Below are 17,347 nucleotides of genomic sequence, written 5' to 3'. Positions count from 1 at the left end.
TTGCGCTGTGCTTGTGGCGAGGGGAGGTCGGCTTGGTTATCTTGGGCATTGACCCCGGTTTGGCTCATACGGGTTGGGGGATTATCGAGGAGCGGCGTGGCGAGGTTCGCTGCCGTGCCTATGGCTGCATCGAGACCAGTGCCGGAAGTCCGCTCGCGGTGCGCCTGTCGCATATCGCCCATGACCTTAAGGATGTCGTTGAGCGTTATCGACCCGACACGGCTGCTGTCGAGAGCATCTACTTTGGCGCCAACGTTCGTTCGGCCATCCCCACGGCGCATGCCCGCGGTGCTGCACTCGTCGCACTTTCGGAATGCGCGCTCGAGATTGGCGAGTACACGCCCATGCAGATCAAACAGGCTGTGGTGGGCACTGGCGCCGCGGACAAGCGGCAGGTCGCCTACATGGTACGCACACTCACACAGCTCGATCACGACCCGCATCCCGACCATGCCGCCGATGCCCTGGCCTGCGCCATCTGCCACGTAAACCTCAGCCGCACCCGCGCCCTCACCGGTGGCGAGTTCTATCAACAGAGAGGAACCGGATACTGATGATTTCCCAGCTCCACGGAACGCTTGTCGAGGCCACGATGAGCTCTGCTGTCGTCGATGTGTCGGGCGTTGGCTTTGAGCTCGGCATCTCGGGCAGCACTGCGGCCACGTTGCCGACGCCCGGCGGCGAGGTCCGCCTCTACACGCGTATGCAGGTGCGCGAGGACGCCATGACACTTTTCGGTTTTTCCTCAAAGGATGAGCGCACGATGTTCGACCGGCTCGTGTCCGTTTCGGGCGTTGGCCCGCGCCTGGCGCTCGCCGTGCTTTCCACCTATACCGTGGGGCAGCTGTATTCGCTGGTGATGGCCGAGGACGACAAGGGCATGGCCAAGGTACCCGGTGTGGGCAAAAAGACAGCTCAGCGCCTGATCCTGGAACTCAAGAGCACCTTTGCCAAGGATAAGGGCTTTGTGCCGGTCGACGTGATTCCCGGCCAGGTTGCGATGCCGGTTCCCGCCGCCGCTCCTTCGGCGATCGATGATGCCCGTGCGGCGCTCCTTTCCATGGGCTTTAGCCTGCAGGAGACCGATGTTGCCCTGAGCGGGTATGATGGGCAGAATATGCGTGTCGAGGATCTGCTCGGCGCGGCGCTTAAGCGACTCGGAATGGATGCGTGATGTGGGAAGCCGATGACTCTCAGGACCTGTGGGCGACGCCCGGCAACTCGCCGGCGGCATCCATGGCGCACGGCGAGCGCATGGTGGGCTCGGAGCTGACGGCCGAGGACCTCGATGTCGACCGCACTTTGCGCCCCCAGCGCCTGGACGATTACTGTGGTCAGGAGCACATCAAGCAGAGCCTGCGCGTGTTGATCGAAGCGGCGCAGAGCCGTGGCGAGACGCTCGACCACGTGATCTTCTCGGGTCCTCCGGGCCTGGGCAAGACCACGCTGGCCACCGTTATCGCCAACGAGCTGGGCGCTCAGATCAAGACCACGAGTGGCCCTGCCATCGCGCGCACGGGCGACCTGGCGGCCATCCTTACTAACTTGCAGCCGGGTGATGTGCTGTTTATCGACGAGATCCACCGCCTCAACCGTTCGGTCGAGGAGGTCCTGTACCCCGCGATGGAGGACTTTGCCCTCGATATCGTGATTGGCAAGGGTCCGGCGGCGCGCTCGATTCGCCTGGATATTCCCAAGTTTACGCTGGTAGCGGCAACGACCCGCTCAGGCATGTTGACCGGCCCGTTGCGCGACCGCTTTGGCATTTCGTATCGCCTGGATTACTACACGGTCGAGGAGCTCGCGCAGATTGTGACGCGCTCGGCGACTATCCTGGGCGTGACGATCGACCATCCCAGTGCACTCGAGATCGGCTCGCGTTCGCGCGGCACGCCACGTCTTGCCAACCGCCTTCTCAAGCGCGTGCGCGATTACGCACAGGTGCGTGGCAGCGGCCCTATCGAGCTCGATATCTGCCGCCAGGCGCTCGAGTTCTTCGAGATCGACGAGCTCGGTCTGGACTGGATGGATATTCGTATCTTGGAGACGCTTGCCAAGACGTTCTCCGGCCGTGCTGTAGGCCTGACGACCCTTGCCAGTGCGGTGGGCGAGGACCCGGGCACGCTCGAGGATGTCTATGAGCCCTATTTGCTGCAGTGCGGGTTGATGATTCGTACGCCGCAGGGCCGTCAGGCAACCCTTCGCACCTTTGAGCACCTGGGGATTGAACCTACCGTTTAGGGCGCTTTGTTTTGGCGGGCTGTTGGGCTATCGCTGGGCATCGGGTAAACATATCGCCGTTCATCGGTTATGGGCGTTTTACTATTGCGCGCCCGTGCTATGCTGAATTGGTCTTTTTCTCATTCGGTAACGAAAGGACCGCCCATGCCTACTGACATCGAAATCGCACGTTCTGTCACGCCACTGCCTATTACCGAGGTGGCCAAGAACGCCGGCGTCGACGTTAAGCACCTTATTCCGTACGGCTTCGACAAGGCTAAGGTCGACTATTCACTGCTCAACGAGCCGACTGATCACCAGGCCAAGCTCGTCCTCGTGACCGCTATCAACCCAACGCCCGCGGGCGAGGGCAAGACCACCACGACCATCGGTCTGGCCGACGGCCTGCGTCGTCGCGGCGTCAAGAGTGCCGTTGCCCTGCGCGAGCCTTCGCTCGGCCCCGTCTTTGGCGTTAAGGGCGGTGCTGCCGGCGGCGGCTGGGCTCAGGTCATCCCCATGGAGGATATCAACCTGCACTTTACCGGCGACTTCCACGCTATCGGTGCCGCCAATAACCTGCTGGCCGCCATGCTTGATAACCACATCCAGCAGGGCAATCAGCTCGGTATTGACGTTAAACGCATCACTTGGAAGCGCGTCGTCGATATGAACGACCGTCAGCTGCGCCACGTCATCGACGGCATTGGCGGTAAGGCCCAGGGCGTGCCGCGCGAGGACGGCTTCGATATCACCGTCGCCTCCGAGGTCATGGCAATCCTGTGCCTGTCCACGAGCATCAACGATCTTAAGGAGCGCTTGGGCGAGATCGTTGTCGGCTACAGCTATGCCGGCGAGCCCGTCCGTGCCCGCGACCTCAAGGCCCAGGGTGCCATGGCCGCGTTGCTTAAAGACGCGCTCAAGCCCAATCTGGTGCAAACGCTCGAGGGCACGCCCGCGTTTGTCCACGGCGGTCCCTTCGCCAACATTGCTCACGGCTGCAACTCTATCATGGCCACGCGTATGGCGATGCGCTTTGGCGATGTTGCCATTACCGAGGCCGGCTTTGGCGCCGACCTGGGTGCCGAGAAGTTCCTCGATATCAAGTGCCGCATGACGGGCGTTCGCCCCAGCGCCGTCGTGATCGTCGCTACCGCTCGTGCGCTTAAGTACAACGGTGGCGTCGCCAAGGCCGATCTCAACGAGGAGAACCTCGAGGCACTCAAGGCTGGCATGCCCAACCTGTTGCGTCACGTCGACAACATCCAGAACGTATATGGTCTGCCCTGCGTGGTCGCCATCAATCGCTTCCCGACGGACACCGAGGCCGAGCTTGCTCTCATCGAGTCCGAGTGCCAGAAGCTCGGCGTCAACGTTAAGCTTTCCGAGGTCTGGGCCAAGGGCGGCGAGGGCGCGCTCGAGCTTGCCGATGAGGTCATGCGTCTGATTGAGCAGCCGAGCGAGCTCAAGTTTGCCTATGAGGACGGCGCTGATGTCGCTGATGCCCTCGAGGCCGTTGCCACCAAGGTCTACCGCGCCGACGGCGTTGACTTTACGCCGGCCGCCAAGCGCCAGCTCGCCGAGCTGCGCGAGAATGGCTTTGGCAACCTGCCGGTGTGCGTCGCCAAGACGCAGTACAGCTTTAGCGACAACGCCAAGGCCCTGGGCGCTCCCGAGAACTTCCGCATCACCGTGCGTGAGCTCAAGGTTTCTGCCGGCGCCCACTTTGTGGTCGCGCTGACCGGCAGTGTTCTGACCATGCCTGGTCTGCCCAAGGTGCCCGCGGCCGAAAACATCGACGTCGACAACGACGGCGACATCACCGGCCTGTTCTAAGCCTGCTGTCCATAGCTGCTAGCCCGCCCCGTCGCGCCTACCAAGGCTCGGCGGGGCTTTTTGATCCTTAGGCACGCGCATGTCTTGTAGATACCGGCGGGCTTTGCCCATCATAGGCTTTTGCGCGGGTAGAATGCATGGATAACTTGATGCTTGCAGGCGACGGAAAGGAAACGTTGCATGGACCAGGACAAGACGACCGTGATGGGCGGCTACGGTTCCGCGCAGGCTGGCGATAGCGCCGATGCGACTCGCGTTGTTTCCAACCCCGGTTATACCGACCCCGCCGCGACGCAGACGTCTGCCGAACCCACACGGGTTATAGGCTACGGCGATACACCACGGGATCCGTTTGATTATGCACCGCAGGACCCGTATGACAATGCGGCGCCGGACCCGTATGGCAATGCGGCGCCGGACCCGTATGGCAATGCGGCGACAGATGCTTATAACAACCTGCCGCATAATCCCATTCCGCAGCCTCAGCAGACGACGTATATGCCGCGTACGGCGCAGGTCCAGTCTCGTTATGAGTCGCGCGATCCGCATGCGTGCCAGCCGTATCGCGAGTATCCCAAATCGATTCCGCAGTATGGTGAGGACGAGGAGAAGGCACCGTCGCGTTCGTCGAGCGTGATCAAGAAAATCCTGATTGTGCTGGCGATCTTCTTTGCCTTGTCGATCGTGTTCGCCATCGTGTCGGGCATGCTCAACAAGCGGGGCGCCACGACCGATGCCACGACCGAGCAGGCCGAGACCACCCAGTCTGCTGCCGTCGACCTGAGCGATATCCCGGGACAGTACTGGTCCAACGCCAAGAAGCTCCTCAAGTCGCGCGGAGCCGACCTTTCGAACGCCGTGATTCTGACCGACGATGGCTCAACGCCCGTCATCGATTCCAACTGGGTTGTTACGAATGCCTACTATAACGACAACGGCAACCTGGAGATTCAGCTCACGCACAAGAACAGCTATGGCAACTCGTCCGGCGGCCAAAGCGGTACCGACAGCTCGAGCTCCAATACGCTGGAGGACTTGAGCAACAAGGCGCAGGAGTTGGGAGATAAGGCGCAAGAGCTGGGCGATACGGCACAAAACCTGGGTGATACTGCTCAGAATCTGGGCGATATGGCTACCAATGCCTGGGACGCTCTGCAAAACGGCATTTCGGGCGCACAGGGTAACTAGCTGTTAAGCGGGCTACAGCTGCTCTGCCGGACGGTCGGGCGAGCTAAAGCCCGAGTCAAACGTAACGACGCATGATGCATCGGGCCGGCGCTCGTGCACGATGCGCGTGACGAGCTCCAGTAGCTCTTCGTCGGATATGTCAAAGCCGTCGGGACGCACCAGGTCAAACGAAACAAAGCCGTCGTGCTCGTGCAGGTCGTGGATGGAAAGCGCAGGGTCGATCTGCGCTACGCCGCGCTTTACCCAGCCGCGCAGGTCGTCACCGGTTGTTGCAATGGGGTCGCAGTGCAGCGTAATGCCAATGCCCATCTGGCGTTTGATGTCGTGTTCGATGGTGTCCAGAATCTCGTGGTGCTCAAAGGCATCGCCCTCGCCGGGCATTTCCACGTGTGCGCTGGCAAACTGACGGCCGGGGCCGTAGTCATGCACCATGAGGTCGTGCGTGCCTAGAACCTGGGGGTATGACATGATCCTGTCGCGGATTTCCTGGACGAGCTTGGGGTCGGGCGCTTGCCCCAACAGCGGGCTGATGGCGTCGCGCACCAGGCCCATGCCGCTGATGCAAATGAAGATGCCCACGCCCAGGCCTGCCCAGCCGTCGAGATCAAAGCCGGTCGCTTGCGAAATAAGCGCCGCCGCCAAGACCGAGCCCGAGGTGATGACGTCATTCTTGGAGTCCTGCGCCGTGGCGATGAGCGTTTCGGAATCGATGCGGTTACCCAGCGTGCGGTTGAACGCGGCCATCCAGAGCTTTACGAGCATGGACGTAGCCAGTGCCGCAAGGGAAATGAACGTGTAAGCGGTGGGGGAAGGCTTGATGATCTTGGTGACCGACTCGAGGATCAGATTGATGCCGACGGCGCAAACCAGGACGGCGACGAACAGGCCGGCTAGGTACTCATAGCGACCGTGGCCATAGGGGTGGCCTTCGTCTGCCGGGCGGCTGGCAAGGCGGAACCCGAGCAGACTCACGATGTTGCTCGAGGCATCGGAGAGGTTGTTGAAAGCGTCGGCGATGAGGGAGACGGAGCCGGCGAGCAGGCCCGCGATGCCCTTGGCCAGGCACAGGGTGATGTTGAGGCCAATGCAGACGAGGCTTGCGGAAAAGCCCGCGTTGGTGCGGCAAGATGCATCGACCGGCTCGCTCTCGCTGCCGGGAACAAGCGTATGTACCAGCCGATTTACAAATAGCATAGCGGTCGTCCTCACAATCATGTTTAAGGGGATAGTGTAGCTCGCACGGGGGCGCCGTGCGCCGATGCTCAGAAAATGCAGCAATAGTCTGCCGGTGCTAACGAGCGAGCCTTCTCGTCTGCCTGGGTGGTCCATTTTGGGCCACATGGGTATGGGCATGTGCCTGCTTGCTCGACATACTTAATGTCGACAACCCCTGTGCAAAGGAGGACGTTTCCATGGACGAGATGTTTGCCATTAAATGTCAAAACTGCGGCGGCCCTATGTACTCGCACCAGGCTAAGCGCAGCTTTGAGTGCGCCTATTGCGGCACGGTGGTTCCGTGGCAGGCGGACGCCGGAGAGCCCAAGAGCGCTTTGGGTATTCGCCATACGCCGTTGACGGTGGTGGATGGACTGCTCAAACTCACGCATGTGTCGCAACTCGAGCGCCCGCAGGACCCGGACTGGTATTTCTTCAATGCGCACTGGCGCAATCAGTCGGTCCTGGAACATCTGCTGTGGGAGGATCGCGGCACGGCGCAGGAGTTCCAAGAGGCCACGCATGTGAGCATTCCTTGCCCCTTCTGCGGAGCGTCCTTTGAGGGCGAGTCAGCGCAGCGTGTGTTTGAGTGCCCGTCCTGCGGCAATAAGATCGGCATTGCGGACCTGCTCAAGCCGGGGACGTTTAGCAAGCGCCTGACCATGGGCGTTGGTGCGGAGTATGTGCCCGAGCAGGGTATTCCCTGCGAAATCTCGCCGCAGCAGGCACGTGCCAACGCGCTGCAGCTGGTGCGCCAGTATCCGGATGCCTTTGCCGGGCACGACGTGGAAGACGCGATCCAAAACGACATGATGCTCTTCTATTTCCCCATGGCGCTGGCGGACTTGCGCATGATGGCGAGCTTCCCGGGCAAGGGCCTGAGCAAGGAGGCCTTGGTGTACTACGAGGTGCTCGACTGGGCATACCCCAGGGCAAACTACCTGGACGTTCGCCTCATGGGCATTTTGGAGCCGTGGGACTTTGCCAAGGTCGGTCCGTTCGATCCCGCCATGCAGGAAGGTGACTTTCGCGTTGTCTCAGTCGATGCGTCTACCAAGGACCAGGTGGTCATTGATAAGTTGGCGCTCGACGTTGCGGGCAACGACGCCGAGGCTGTACTGGGGCTCAATAAAAAGAGCATTCGCATGTGGGCGCGCAAGGCCCGCAAACATAAGGACGGCCTGGTGATGGTGCCGGTCTACTTTGTCGATCGTCCGGCGACAGACGGCCGCGATGGCGAGCAGGTGCGCATTGCCGTAAACGGCCAGACGGGCCGCGCGGCCGCGGTGGTGTTTAGCGACAAGCGCGAAACGCATATCGTGGCGTCGCTCAGCCCGAGCCTGCATCTGTCCGGTGAGAGCACCGTGCACGCCACGCCCGTCGAGGTCAAATACGTTAAATCGCCCTTCCTGTACCAGATCGTGCGCCGTGGAGGCGGCGAGCAACCGCGCCAGGTTGCAGCGGTTGCCGAGGGTTCTTACCGAGAGGAAAAGCCCAAACGCAAGGGCTTGTTCGCTGCGATCTTTGGGAAGTAGGGGAGTAGCGCCGGTTGTTGCCGTAACGTGATGGCCGGGGGTGCGGGGCGGCTCTCAGGAGTGCGGGCTGCTGTCTGATTGTTTGAGGGTGCCAGATGTAAATAAACAGTGGAGCGGCTGCAAAAGAGCTGCCTCACTGGGTAAAATCAGGTTGTGCCGCGGAACCCGCTCCTCAGCGCTTAAACTTCGGAGACGCGGGCAACGCAGGTATTATCGTCTAGGGCCGGCTGCAACCGGCCCTTTTCTATGACTCCCTTCGCTATCCGTTACTGCTTATATTCCCGCCAGATCGCGTAGAGGTTCCGGGCAATGCCGGTCGCGTACATCGAGAGGCGCAGGATTTCAAGAAACAAGTTCATAGGCTTCACCCCAATCGGAGATCGGAGCGTTGCCCGCAGGCGGATTCCGCGGCAGACAAGATTTTACCCTATACGCCGCAGCGGGGGATATCTGACCCCAGTGTTAGAGTGGTGTCCATTTGCATGGATGACCGGGCATGATCGCGACATGTCCTGGAGTTGAAATGCCGCTGGGGATACGAGGGGGAGCCGGGGTCGGATGTTGGGGCTCAACGAAGCAAGTGGCGCTTCTGTCTTTTTGGGATCGGGGATGCGAATCAGCCTGCAGCAATGGGCCCAGCTCGATTCGGGGCGCAGTGAGTCCCGAATCGAGCGTTCCTGGCTGCCATGCATGTCAGGTGATGAAAGCCCACAGCGGCATCGCCTTACACGGCAACGGGGGCCTCTTTGGGGCGTCCCACCCTTGGTGCATCGGCGAGTCGTGCCTCGATGGAGGCTTTGGACATCATGTGCTTGGTGCCATCCTTCCATGAATCCAGCAGTCCTGCATTTAGCAGTTGTGACACCCGTGCTGAGCTAACACCGAGCATACGCGCGGCATCCACTGCGGTGACGGCGGGAATGTCGCCGAGTTCGCGGTTGACGGCTACAGCGATAATCTTGCCGCCGTGTCGCGGCTCATGTCCGAAGTCTGGCACGGGAAGTTCAATGCCGTCCGAATCAAAGAACTCGAATTCCCATACGTAAACCAGGTAAGACCTCCTCTAATGGCGAATAATACGAGGCGTGCTCCTAGAATATTCCGGTCGCATCGATGCAGCTGAGCATACCTATCTTAAAGCCTCGCGCGGACACGAATTGCTGTGCTGTCTGACATCATCGCATGGGGCCTTGCGGTGGTTAAAATGTGACCATAGAGGCAGTTTTAGCGAACCCCGCGGGAGTGACGCGTATGGACAACAACACGCTGCTGTTCCAGGACAAAGGTTCGGGTAGGTTTAAAGACGTCAAGATCTACCTTAACCGCATCGAGGTGCTCAAGAAGGGCACTTTTGGTGGCAAGCACACCGAGATTGTTTATCTTAAGGACATTACGGGGGTCAGCAGGATCAAGGGCCGCGACGTTTTCCTACGTAACAGGCTGTTGACTGCCTGTGTCTTTAGTCTGAGCAGCCGCTCCCAAGCTCAGGAGTTCGTGAATGCGCTGAACATGGTGATGTAGCCGATAACGGTGTTCGGGCTAAGGTAAAAATCGGGGCGCAGAACGGTATTCTGCGCCCCCCCAATTGAGTCGATGTGTCTAAAAGGCGGGCTTGCCTATTCGCTGTCGTCCCCAACGTTTTCGCGGTCATTGGCAAGCATCGCCGCGCCGGCGACCGTTGTCGCCACGGCGGCGGCAGCGAGCCCGGCGGCAACGCCAGAGCCGTCGCCCGTGTCGGCGAGTTTTCCGGTCGAGCCCTTGCTCTTGTTGCCGCCGCCGTTCTTGTCGGCGCCGTCTGCGTTGGAACCCGTGCCGCTACCGGTGCCGCCTGCACTGCCCGAGGCCGCTACGGTAAAGCTTGCGGCTCCATCGCTGGCGAGCGTGTAGTTTTGCGCCGCGTCGCCCAACAGACCTTTCGCACGCACCCAATACGTCCCCGCGGCAAATGCCTCGCCCTCGGCCATTGCCGTGCCCGGAGCGCCGTCCGCGTCGTGCACAAACTCGAGCTGGGCGGTGCAGGCGTCGGTTTCGAGCTTGCCCTCGAGTGATGCCGCAATCTTGGCGCGCACGTCTTCGCCGGCCTTAAGGCCTTCGAGTCCCTCAAAATGGGGCGTCAGCGCGAGCGGATCGATATCGATGGGCACAGAGCCCTGCAGCCCCGTAACGGTCTCGTTGCCCAGGGCGTCGACATCCACGTATTCAATGGCAAACGCATGGCCCGAAGCTGTCGCGTTGAGCGCGTTGCTGCTGTCGGCAAGGCGGAAATGACCCTCGCCAACGGTCTTGCCATCCTGGAATGAGGCATCGCTCAGCGAGTCGCCGTACGTCATGCGCATGCGGGTCGGGAGATAGTACGGGAGATAGTACGAAGCCGTCTGCTTGTGCTCCGTATCGTAATTGCGCTGATAGATGCTCCGGGCCAGCGCCGCATCAACAAAGTCGGATGCGATGATGCCAATGTGCTTGAGGTAATCTGACTTTGTATCCTCGATGCCGCTGGGATTGATGTACGGGCTCTTATACAGATGCTCGTTGACTACTCGTGCCGAGGTAAAAGGATTGCCTCCGTGCGACAAGCCCGTGCAGCTGGTGTAGTTGATAGACCAGCAACGCTCCAGGACTTTCTCCTTGGCCCCGTTATCGTCCTCGACATCTACCTCGTTGCGCGCGCGCCCGGACGTTTCCTTCAGCGCATTATCGACCCAGCTGAGCTTGTCGGTTCCCGTGAGTTTGTACTTGTCCTGGGCGTATACCTTGGTGCAATAGGGCTCTTTATCGCCTGTTTCCCCCGCGGCTTCAAAGCCCCGCGCGTCTTGGACGAGACACATAGTGGCGCTGTCGGAGTGAGCCTTGATCTTGTCATCCCATTCGGTAAGGTCGAGGCCCCACGTGTGGCCGCTTACACTGTTGCCGGCGAGCCTAAATCGACGCAGCAGAACGATCTTTCCGCGCACCTCGTGTAGCGTGGGGATTCGGCTCGACGTATAGAACAGTTTGGGGTTGTCGTCCAAAACCTTGGCGAAAGCCGTCGTAACACTTTCGTCGGTAGCCTCGTCGTTGCCTCGTGATACAAGCATGATGAGCGCTTCTGTCGGGTTTTCGTTCAAAAACGTTTTAAAGTACCCGATGACATCGGAGAGATGCAGATAGTCCCCGTCTTTTTTGAATAGGTAGAAATCCCCGTGGCAGATGCCAGGGTTGTCGCCCTTTCCGAGCCGGATATCAAAATAGCGAATGCCTTCGAGCAACTGCGTGGGAATGTAATCCTGCTGGCATTTTACTTGCGAGGATTGGGGCTCGGTGTCGTTGTCCACGCTACAGGTGCCCGAATCGTGCGTACCCGGGATGCTCAGCTCGTCGAGGAACTTGTTGTCGTCGACGTATTTCATCCAACATGGCCCATCGACGTAGCTGCTGTACGTGATCCAGTCGAGGCTGCTAACCGTGGCATCGTTCTTTTTCATGTCGTAACCGATAAGTTCGAGCTCCCACGGAATGCTCTTACTCTTATGGCAGATCTTATTGTTGTCCTGGTCTTCGCCGTTCGATTCTATTGCCAGGTACTTAATGTCTTTTTTCTCGGTTTCTTTCTCGACCGTGCGGTCTCGGATGATATAGGTTCCGTTTGATTGCCGCTCGAACGCAAAAGCGCGGCTGGGCTTGTTGTCATACTCGCCGCTCCATACGTGGATGACCTTTCCGTCTTTGTCCGAGTCGCCATCGACCGACCAAATGCTGTAGCCCGTCTTTTTATGCTCTTCGAAATTGAGCAAGGTGCGGATAGCATACCAGTTTGTATCGTCATTCTTGGTCGTTACGTTCTCAAGGATGAGCTTGCTGGACGTGCCGTCATTAAACAGATGGCAGACGTTGCCGATGACGTTGCCGTCTTCGTTAACGCTTGCGGTACGAAAATAGCCCGCGGGGCGAAGGCGAATGACGAAATTGTCGAGGCTGACTGCTGGCCCGGCCGTGCTGTCCGCAAAGGCTGCCCGCGGGCTAATGCCCAGCATGGCGGTTTCGGGCAGGCTTGCAAGTGGCGACAACGCCGCGAGTCCAAGGCCCAACGTAAATGCTCGGCGGCTGATGGCGCGGTGTTCGGTCATAACTTCTCCATTCGTAGAGTGCGGTTATGCGATAGTTTTGGTCACTATACTGCTCAGATGTTTAAAGATGCTGGTTTAATTGTCTGCGCGGCGCAATAAATCGGCGGGCGGACGTGTTGGGGTGCTTGTCGTTTTCGTACTGTTGCTACATTTGGAGCGGTTCCGGCGTCCGGCATCCTCGCGTTCGTTGGCTACCGGCATAAGAAAGGGAGGGTCGGTTTACCGGCCCTCCCTGGGTACGAAGCTCTGGGGTACCGTCGCTTGTTTGCACTGCGCCTGTGTTTCCCGCTGCACTCGCCAGTCGCTTAACGCTTGATCTCGATATCGTCGAGCTTGACGTCCATGGCCTCGGTCTTGGCCTCGGCGATGTCGTCGGCAAACTCCAGAGACTTCATCATGGTCTCGACGGCGTCCTTGTGTTCCTCGACGTTGTCGATGCGCACATACACACTGCCACCGTCAACGTCGGTGAAGTGCTCGGTCGTCACGCCGCCCGAGTGCGTAAAGTAGGCACTGCGCCAGGTCTTGCCGTTGTACTTAACGGGATCGCTCTCGGTCCATCCGGAGTTGGCCTTCCACTTTGCCTCGTAGTCGAACAGCTCGTCGGCGTTCTTGTCAGGATCGAAGACGGGGATGAAGCGGTCGCTGGCGTGCTCGCTCTCGGTGAACTTAAACTGGGCCCTATCGGCCGTGTCGCCTGCGACGTCGGTGATCTCGACGCCCTCGGGGACCTCGACCTTAAACCAAATGAAATCGGTCCTCATATCCACGGCTGGCTTTTCTGCTCCGCCGCCACCGCCGCTTCCGGTAGCGCCGCCGCTGCCACCGCAGCCCACTAGGGAGACTGCGGCTAAGAGGCTTATGCAGAGGGTGAGAATCGCAAAGGCCTTCTTTTTCATGGTCGTGTCCTCCTCGATCTGTAACCGCCCATGGATTACCTGCCTTTACTGTACGCGCGAGCGGCTCGTTCTGGTGGGCCATGTGTCCCATTCTGGGGGCTGGAATTGCGCCGACAAGTGGCAATATACGCGGGTCCAAAAGAGGGGAGGGCCGATGCTGTCGGCCCTCCCCGGGGTTGGGTGCCCGTTGTTTTAAAAGGGGCGCGTGTACGCGGGCGTTGCCCCAACAGGTTCCTTGTTTATAGATATGCCCCAGTTTGTGACGTCCGGAAGTCTCGAAAGGTGGGCCATGTGTCCCATGCTTGCGTTGTCGACGCCTATCGCGTGCCATAGAAATCCGCGATGGCCAGATGCGCTGACGCTCGCGTACTTATGGGCTAGACTTAGCACCATTACGTGATCGATGCGGTCGGCCGGCGTCGGCCGCCCGACCGATATATATGACTTGAAGGTGCGTGTGCGTATGAGCCAAGAGATGATGGATAAAACCTGTCGCGGTTTTGCCGAGGCGCTGGCCGCGCGCGAGCCGGTTCCCGGTGGTGGCAGCGCGAGCGCTTTTGTGGGCGCGCTGGGCGCCTCGCTTTGCGGGATGGTCGCTCGTTATGGGGCAACTAATCCCGCGCTTGCCGATCGCGCAGACGATCTGACGCGCGCATTTGCCCAGGCAGACGAGTTGGTGCAGGAGCTTGTGGGCCTGGTTGCCGAGGATGTTCGTGCATACGGCCAGGTATCTGCGGCATACGGTATTCCTCGTGATGATCCGGCTCGACCTGCGGCGATTCAGGATGCGCTGCGCGTGGCTGCCATGCCTCCGTATCGGATCATGGACGCCTGCGGGCGCGCGCTGGCGCTGCTCGAGGTCATGGCGGACAAGGGCTCCCGACAGCTGCTGTCCGACGTGGCGTGCGGTGCCGTATTCTGCCGCGCCGCCATGCAGGGCGCGAGCCTGACGCTCTTTGCGAACACCACATCTATGAAGGATCGCGCTCGTGCTGAGGAGCTCGAGACGGCGTGTGATGAGTTGCTCGACACATGGTTGCCGCGCGCCGATGCGCTGGCGCGCCGCGCCTCCGACGCTGCAAGGAAAAGGGGATAGACATGGCTGAACTGCTGAAGGGTGCTCCCGTTGCTCGCGCTTTGACTGAGGAACTTGCTGCTCGCTGCGCAGCCCTGCGCGAGCGGGGCGTTGTTCCGACGTTGGCTATCGTGCGCGTGGGCGAGCGCGAGGACGACCTGTCCTATGAGCGTGGCGCTCTTAAACGCTGCGAAAAGGTTGGCATCGAGGCTCGTCGCGTTTTGCTTCCTGCCGACGTCTCGCAGGACGAGCTGCTGGCGGCTATCGAGGGCATTAATGCCGACTTGGCTGTTCATGGCTGTTTGATGTTCCGCCCGCTGCCCGCCGGCCTTGACGAGGATGCGTTTGCCGCGGCGCTCGATCCCGCCAAGGATGTTGACTCCATGACGCCGGCCTCGCTGCTTACCACGCTTTCGGGTCGTGGCGAGGGCTTTGCTCCCTGCACGGCCGAGGCCGTGTTGGCGTTGCTGGACCATTACAGTGTTGAGCTGGATGGGGCCAAGGTTGCGGTCGTCGGTCGGTCTCTGGTGATTGGTCGTCCCGTTGCCGCCATGCTTACGGCTCGCAATGCCACGGTGACGATGTGCCATACGCATACACGCGATCTTGCTGCCGAGTGCCGTTCTGCCGACATTGTGGTTGCCGCCGTTGGACGCGCGCGTACGATTGGCGTGGATGCCGTTCGCGAGGGCCAGACGATCATCGATGTTGGCATTAATTGGGACGAGGCCGCTGGCAAGCTGGTCGGGGACGTTGATTTTGATGCTGCAGAGCCGGTTGTTGACACCATCACGCCCGTGCCGGGCGGCGTGGGAGCTGTGACGACGGCGATCCTCGCCAAACACGTGATCGAAGCGGCCGAGCGCGCATTGAAATAGGCGTTTTGGGCTGTTTGAGGGGTTAGTTCTATACCCCGTGGACAAAAAATGCCAAATATGAGTACTGTTGCCAAGATAGTCACATATGTCTTACGTCTTTTTGGCTTCCTAACGGTATCCATTATCGTTAGGAAGCCTATTTTATTGAACTTATGGGGAATAACGTTGTCTTGCTTTTGGGCAAATGGGGATTTTCGGCACTCGTTACAGGGAAATTTGCTGCCACTAAATTGGTGACAGTACTCATATTTGGCATTTTTTGACCACGGGGGCTGCCGAGGCCGTGGTTTCGCCCTTTCTGCGCCGAAGCGATACACTGTTATCGTTTGATTTCTTCACTCAAGGAGGATGCGCATGCCGTGCACAACGATTCTGGTCGGTAAAAACGCAAGCTACGACGGGTCGACCCTGGTCGCGCGTAACGAGGACTCGTCCAACGGGGTGTTTGAGCCCAAGCGTATGCGCGTGGTGCATCCCGACGAGCAGCCGCGCGTCTACACGAGCGTCCTGAGTCACCTGACCGTTGAACTGCCCGATAACCCCATGCGCTACACGAGCGTCCCCGATGTTGTCCCGGGCCACGGCATCTGGGCCGAGGCCGGTTTCAACGAGCTCAATGTGGGCATGTCCGCAACCGAGACGCTCACCACCAACGAGCGCGTCCGCGGCGCCGACCCACTCGTGGACTACGTGCCCGCCAAGGGCAACGAGGGTGAGGACGGCTATGTGCCGGCGCAACCTGGTGGCCTGGGCGAGGAGGATATGGTGACCCTGGTCCTGCCCTACGCCAAGTCCGCCCGCGACGGCGTCCGTATCCTGGGCGACCTGCTCGAGCGCTACGGCACCTACGAGAACAACGGCATCGCCTTTAGTGATGTGGACGAGATCTGGTGGCTCGAGACCATCGGTGGTCACCACTGGATTGCCAAGCGTGTGCCCGATGACGCCTATGTGACCATGCCCAACCAGCTGGGTATCGACAGCTTTGACCTGGATGACGCCGAGGGCGCCCAGGCCGACCATATGTGCTCCGCCGACTTGCGCGCCTGGATGGCCGAGTGGCATCTGGACCTGACGCTGGGCGTCGAGGGCGACGGCCCGGCTGTGGTCTTTAACCCGCGCGAGGCCTTTGGCTCGCACAGCGACAGCGACCATGTCTACAACACGCCGCGCGCCTGGTACATGCAGCGCTGCCTCAACCCCAGCGACGTGTGGGATGGCCCCGACGCCGACTTCACGCCCGAGAGCGACGACATCCCTTGGAGCCGCGTGCCCGAGCGCAAGGTGACCATCGAGGACATTAAGTACGTGCTTTCGAGCCACTACCAGGGCACGGAGTACGACTGCTACGGCAGCAAGGGCACGCCCGCCACGCGCGGCGCCTATCGCCCCATCGGCATCAACCGCAACAGCCAGCTCGCCGTGTTGCAGCTGCGTTCCTATGCGCAGCCGGCCTATCGCGCCGTGCAGTGGATGGCCTTTGGCTCCAACTCGTTTAACGCGCTGGTTCCGCTGTACGCCAACGTCGAGACCATGCCCGAGTACTATGCCGACACGCAGGCTCGCGTGACGTCCGAAAACTTCTACTGGGCCAACCGCCTGATCGGTGCCCTGGCCGACGTCCGTTTCCATGAGTGCGGCCGCGCGGTCGAGGATTATCAGGAGAAGATCGGTGGCATGGGCCACAAGCAGATCCATGACGTCGACGCTGCCGTAGCCGCTCTGCCCGAGGCCGAGGTGCCTTCCGAGCTTACACGCGCCAACGAGGCCTTTGCCGAGCGTGTTCGCGTGGAGACCGATGCCCTGCTGGGCAAGGTGCTCTACACCACGAGCTGCGCCATGAAGAACTCTTTCGCGATGAACGACAACGTGAGGTAGGGATTTCCCGTCGATCGAATAGCGCTAAAACGCTTTGTCGCTTTCGCTCAATCTTGGGTACAAGAACGCCAATGCAGTTGTTTGTGATTGGAGACAACCATGGTTATGAAACTCGATCAGCTTGTTAACGGCGCCATTAACGTGGGCTTTGGCGCTGCCGCCGTTGCTGTCGAAGGCGGCAAGAAGGTCCTCGACGACCTTAACACCAAAGGCGAGCAGGTCCGCAAGGACACCGCCACCCCCGATATCGCCCGCAGCGTGTCCGACATGTTCGAGCAGGCCGGTGGCACCATCTCCGATCTGACCGAGCGCTTGGGCATACAGGGCGAGACTGCGGCCCAGCGCGTGCTCGACGAGCTCATCCTTGCCCGCGTCCGCGTTATGACCGCCCCTGAGCGCACGGCCTTCCTAGCCCATGTGCGCGACATCGTCGATTCGGTCGAGGACAACGTGACCTCGGTGCCCGTCGAGTCCGTTGAGCCCGACGATGCGAAGGATACCGAAGAGGCCGAGTAGCAGC

The 17,347-nt window shown here is 60.3% G+C and carries 15 protein-coding genes; 11 read left to right on the top strand and 4 right to left on the bottom strand.

What is annotated here, in order from left to right; genetic code table 11:
• Nucleotides 1-32: 32 nt before the first annotated feature.
• The 5 genes from ruvC to DW870_RS00125 all read left to right on the top strand — a co-directional run bounded on the left by ruvC (nt 33) and on the right by DW870_RS00125 (nt 5,241).
• Complete coding sequence (gene ruvC, locus DW870_RS00145; RefSeq protein ID WP_022095142.1) at nt 33-554, top strand: crossover junction endodeoxyribonuclease RuvC; 522 nt, start codon at nt 33-35, stop codon at nt 552-554.
• Nucleotides 554-1,174 (top strand): Holliday junction branch migration protein RuvA, encoded by a 621-nt coding sequence (ruvA, locus tag DW870_RS00140; RefSeq protein ID WP_117769531.1) that lies wholly within the window; start codon nt 554-556, stop codon nt 1,172-1,174. The genes ruvC and ruvA overlap by 1 nt, the downstream gene beginning before the upstream one ends.
• A complete protein-coding gene (gene ruvB, locus DW870_RS00135) occupies nt 1,174-2,241 on the top strand; it encodes a Holliday junction branch migration DNA helicase RuvB (protein WP_117769533.1) in 1,068 nt (355 codons plus the stop codon). The genes ruvA and ruvB overlap by 1 nt, the downstream gene beginning before the upstream one ends.
• 144 nt (nt 2,242-2,385) lie before the next feature.
• The gene (locus DW870_RS00130; protein WP_117769535.1) at nt 2,386-4,053 is read left to right on the top strand and encodes a formate--tetrahydrofolate ligase; all 1,668 of its coding nucleotides are present in this window, start codon (nt 2,386-2,388) and stop codon (nt 4,051-4,053) included.
• 180 nt (nt 4,054-4,233) lie between these two features.
• Nucleotides 4,234-5,241 carry a hypothetical protein gene (locus DW870_RS00125; RefSeq protein WP_117769537.1) on the top strand — a complete coding sequence of 336 codons (1,008 nt, stop codon included), beginning with the start codon at nt 4,234-4,236 and terminating at the stop codon, nt 5,239-5,241.
• A gap of 12 nt (nt 5,242-5,253) precedes the next feature.
• On the opposite strand, the gene DW870_RS00120 is transcribed toward DW870_RS00125, so the two are convergent.
• Complete coding sequence (locus tag DW870_RS00120; RefSeq protein ID WP_117769539.1) at nt 5,254-6,435, bottom strand: cation diffusion facilitator family transporter; 1,182 nt, start codon at nt 6,433-6,435, stop codon at nt 5,254-5,256.
• Nucleotides 6,436-6,653: 218 nt separating this feature from the next.
• On the opposite strand from DW870_RS00120, the gene DW870_RS00115 reads away from it, so the two are divergent.
• Entirely contained in the window at nt 6,654-7,991 is a 1,338-nt protein-coding gene (locus DW870_RS00115) for a hypothetical protein (RefSeq protein ID WP_117769541.1), read from the top strand.
• A 724-nt stretch (nt 7,992-8,715) separates the two neighbouring features.
• Here the strand turns inward: DW870_RS00115 and DW870_RS09250 are convergent.
• Complete coding sequence (locus DW870_RS09250; protein ID WP_117848843.1) at nt 8,716-8,988, bottom strand: helix-turn-helix domain-containing protein; 273 nt, start codon at nt 8,986-8,988, stop codon at nt 8,716-8,718.
• A 254-nt stretch (nt 8,989-9,242) separates the two neighbouring features.
• On the opposite strand from DW870_RS09250, the gene DW870_RS00110 reads away from it, so the two are divergent.
• The gene (locus DW870_RS00110) at nt 9,243-9,512 is read left to right on the top strand and encodes a hypothetical protein (RefSeq protein ID WP_117769543.1); all 270 of its coding nucleotides are present in this window, start codon (nt 9,243-9,245) and stop codon (nt 9,510-9,512) included.
• Nucleotides 9,513-9,607: 95 nt separating this feature from the next.
• Here DW870_RS00110 and DW870_RS00105 read toward each other — a convergent pair whose 3' ends face one another.
• Nucleotides 9,608-12,097: a phosphatidylinositol-specific phospholipase C gene (locus DW870_RS00105; RefSeq protein WP_117876587.1), complete on the bottom strand. Its 2,490-nt coding sequence runs from the start codon at nt 12,095-12,097 to the stop codon at nt 9,608-9,610.
• A 305-nt stretch (nt 12,098-12,402) separates the two neighbouring features.
• Entirely contained in the window at nt 12,403-12,996 is a 594-nt protein-coding gene (locus DW870_RS00100; RefSeq protein WP_117769547.1) for a hypothetical protein, read from the bottom strand.
• Nucleotides 12,997-13,459: 463 nt separating this feature from the next.
• Here DW870_RS00100 and DW870_RS00095 point away from each other — a divergent pair, with 463 nt between their 5' ends.
• The 4 genes from DW870_RS00095 to DW870_RS00080 all read left to right on the top strand — a co-directional run bounded on the left by DW870_RS00095 (nt 13,460) and on the right by DW870_RS00080 (nt 17,343).
• A complete protein-coding gene (locus tag DW870_RS00095) occupies nt 13,460-14,092 on the top strand; it encodes a cyclodeaminase/cyclohydrolase family protein (RefSeq protein WP_158557029.1) in 633 nt (210 codons plus the stop codon).
• A 2-nt stretch (nt 14,093-14,094) separates the two neighbouring features.
• Entirely contained in the window at nt 14,095-14,949 is an 855-nt protein-coding gene (locus DW870_RS00090) for a bifunctional 5,10-methylenetetrahydrofolate dehydrogenase/5,10-methenyltetrahydrofolate cyclohydrolase (protein WP_117848839.1), read from the top strand.
• Nucleotides 14,950-15,303: 354 nt separating this feature from the next.
• Nucleotides 15,304-16,827, top strand: coding sequence for a C69 family dipeptidase (locus DW870_RS00085; RefSeq protein WP_117770612.1), 1,524 nt, complete (start codon nt 15,304-15,306; stop codon nt 16,825-16,827).
• A 99-nt stretch (nt 16,828-16,926) separates the two neighbouring features.
• The gene (locus DW870_RS00080) at nt 16,927-17,343 is read left to right on the top strand and encodes a hypothetical protein (RefSeq protein WP_022095127.1); all 417 of its coding nucleotides are present in this window, start codon (nt 16,927-16,929) and stop codon (nt 17,341-17,343) included.
• Nucleotides 17,344-17,347 lie beyond the last annotated feature (4 nt).

The organism is Collinsella sp. AM38-1BH, assembly GCF_003467545.1.
Classification (GTDB): Bacteria; Actinomycetota; Coriobacteriia; order Coriobacteriales; family Coriobacteriaceae; genus Collinsella.
This window is presented reverse-complemented; position numbering and strand designations above follow the sequence as displayed.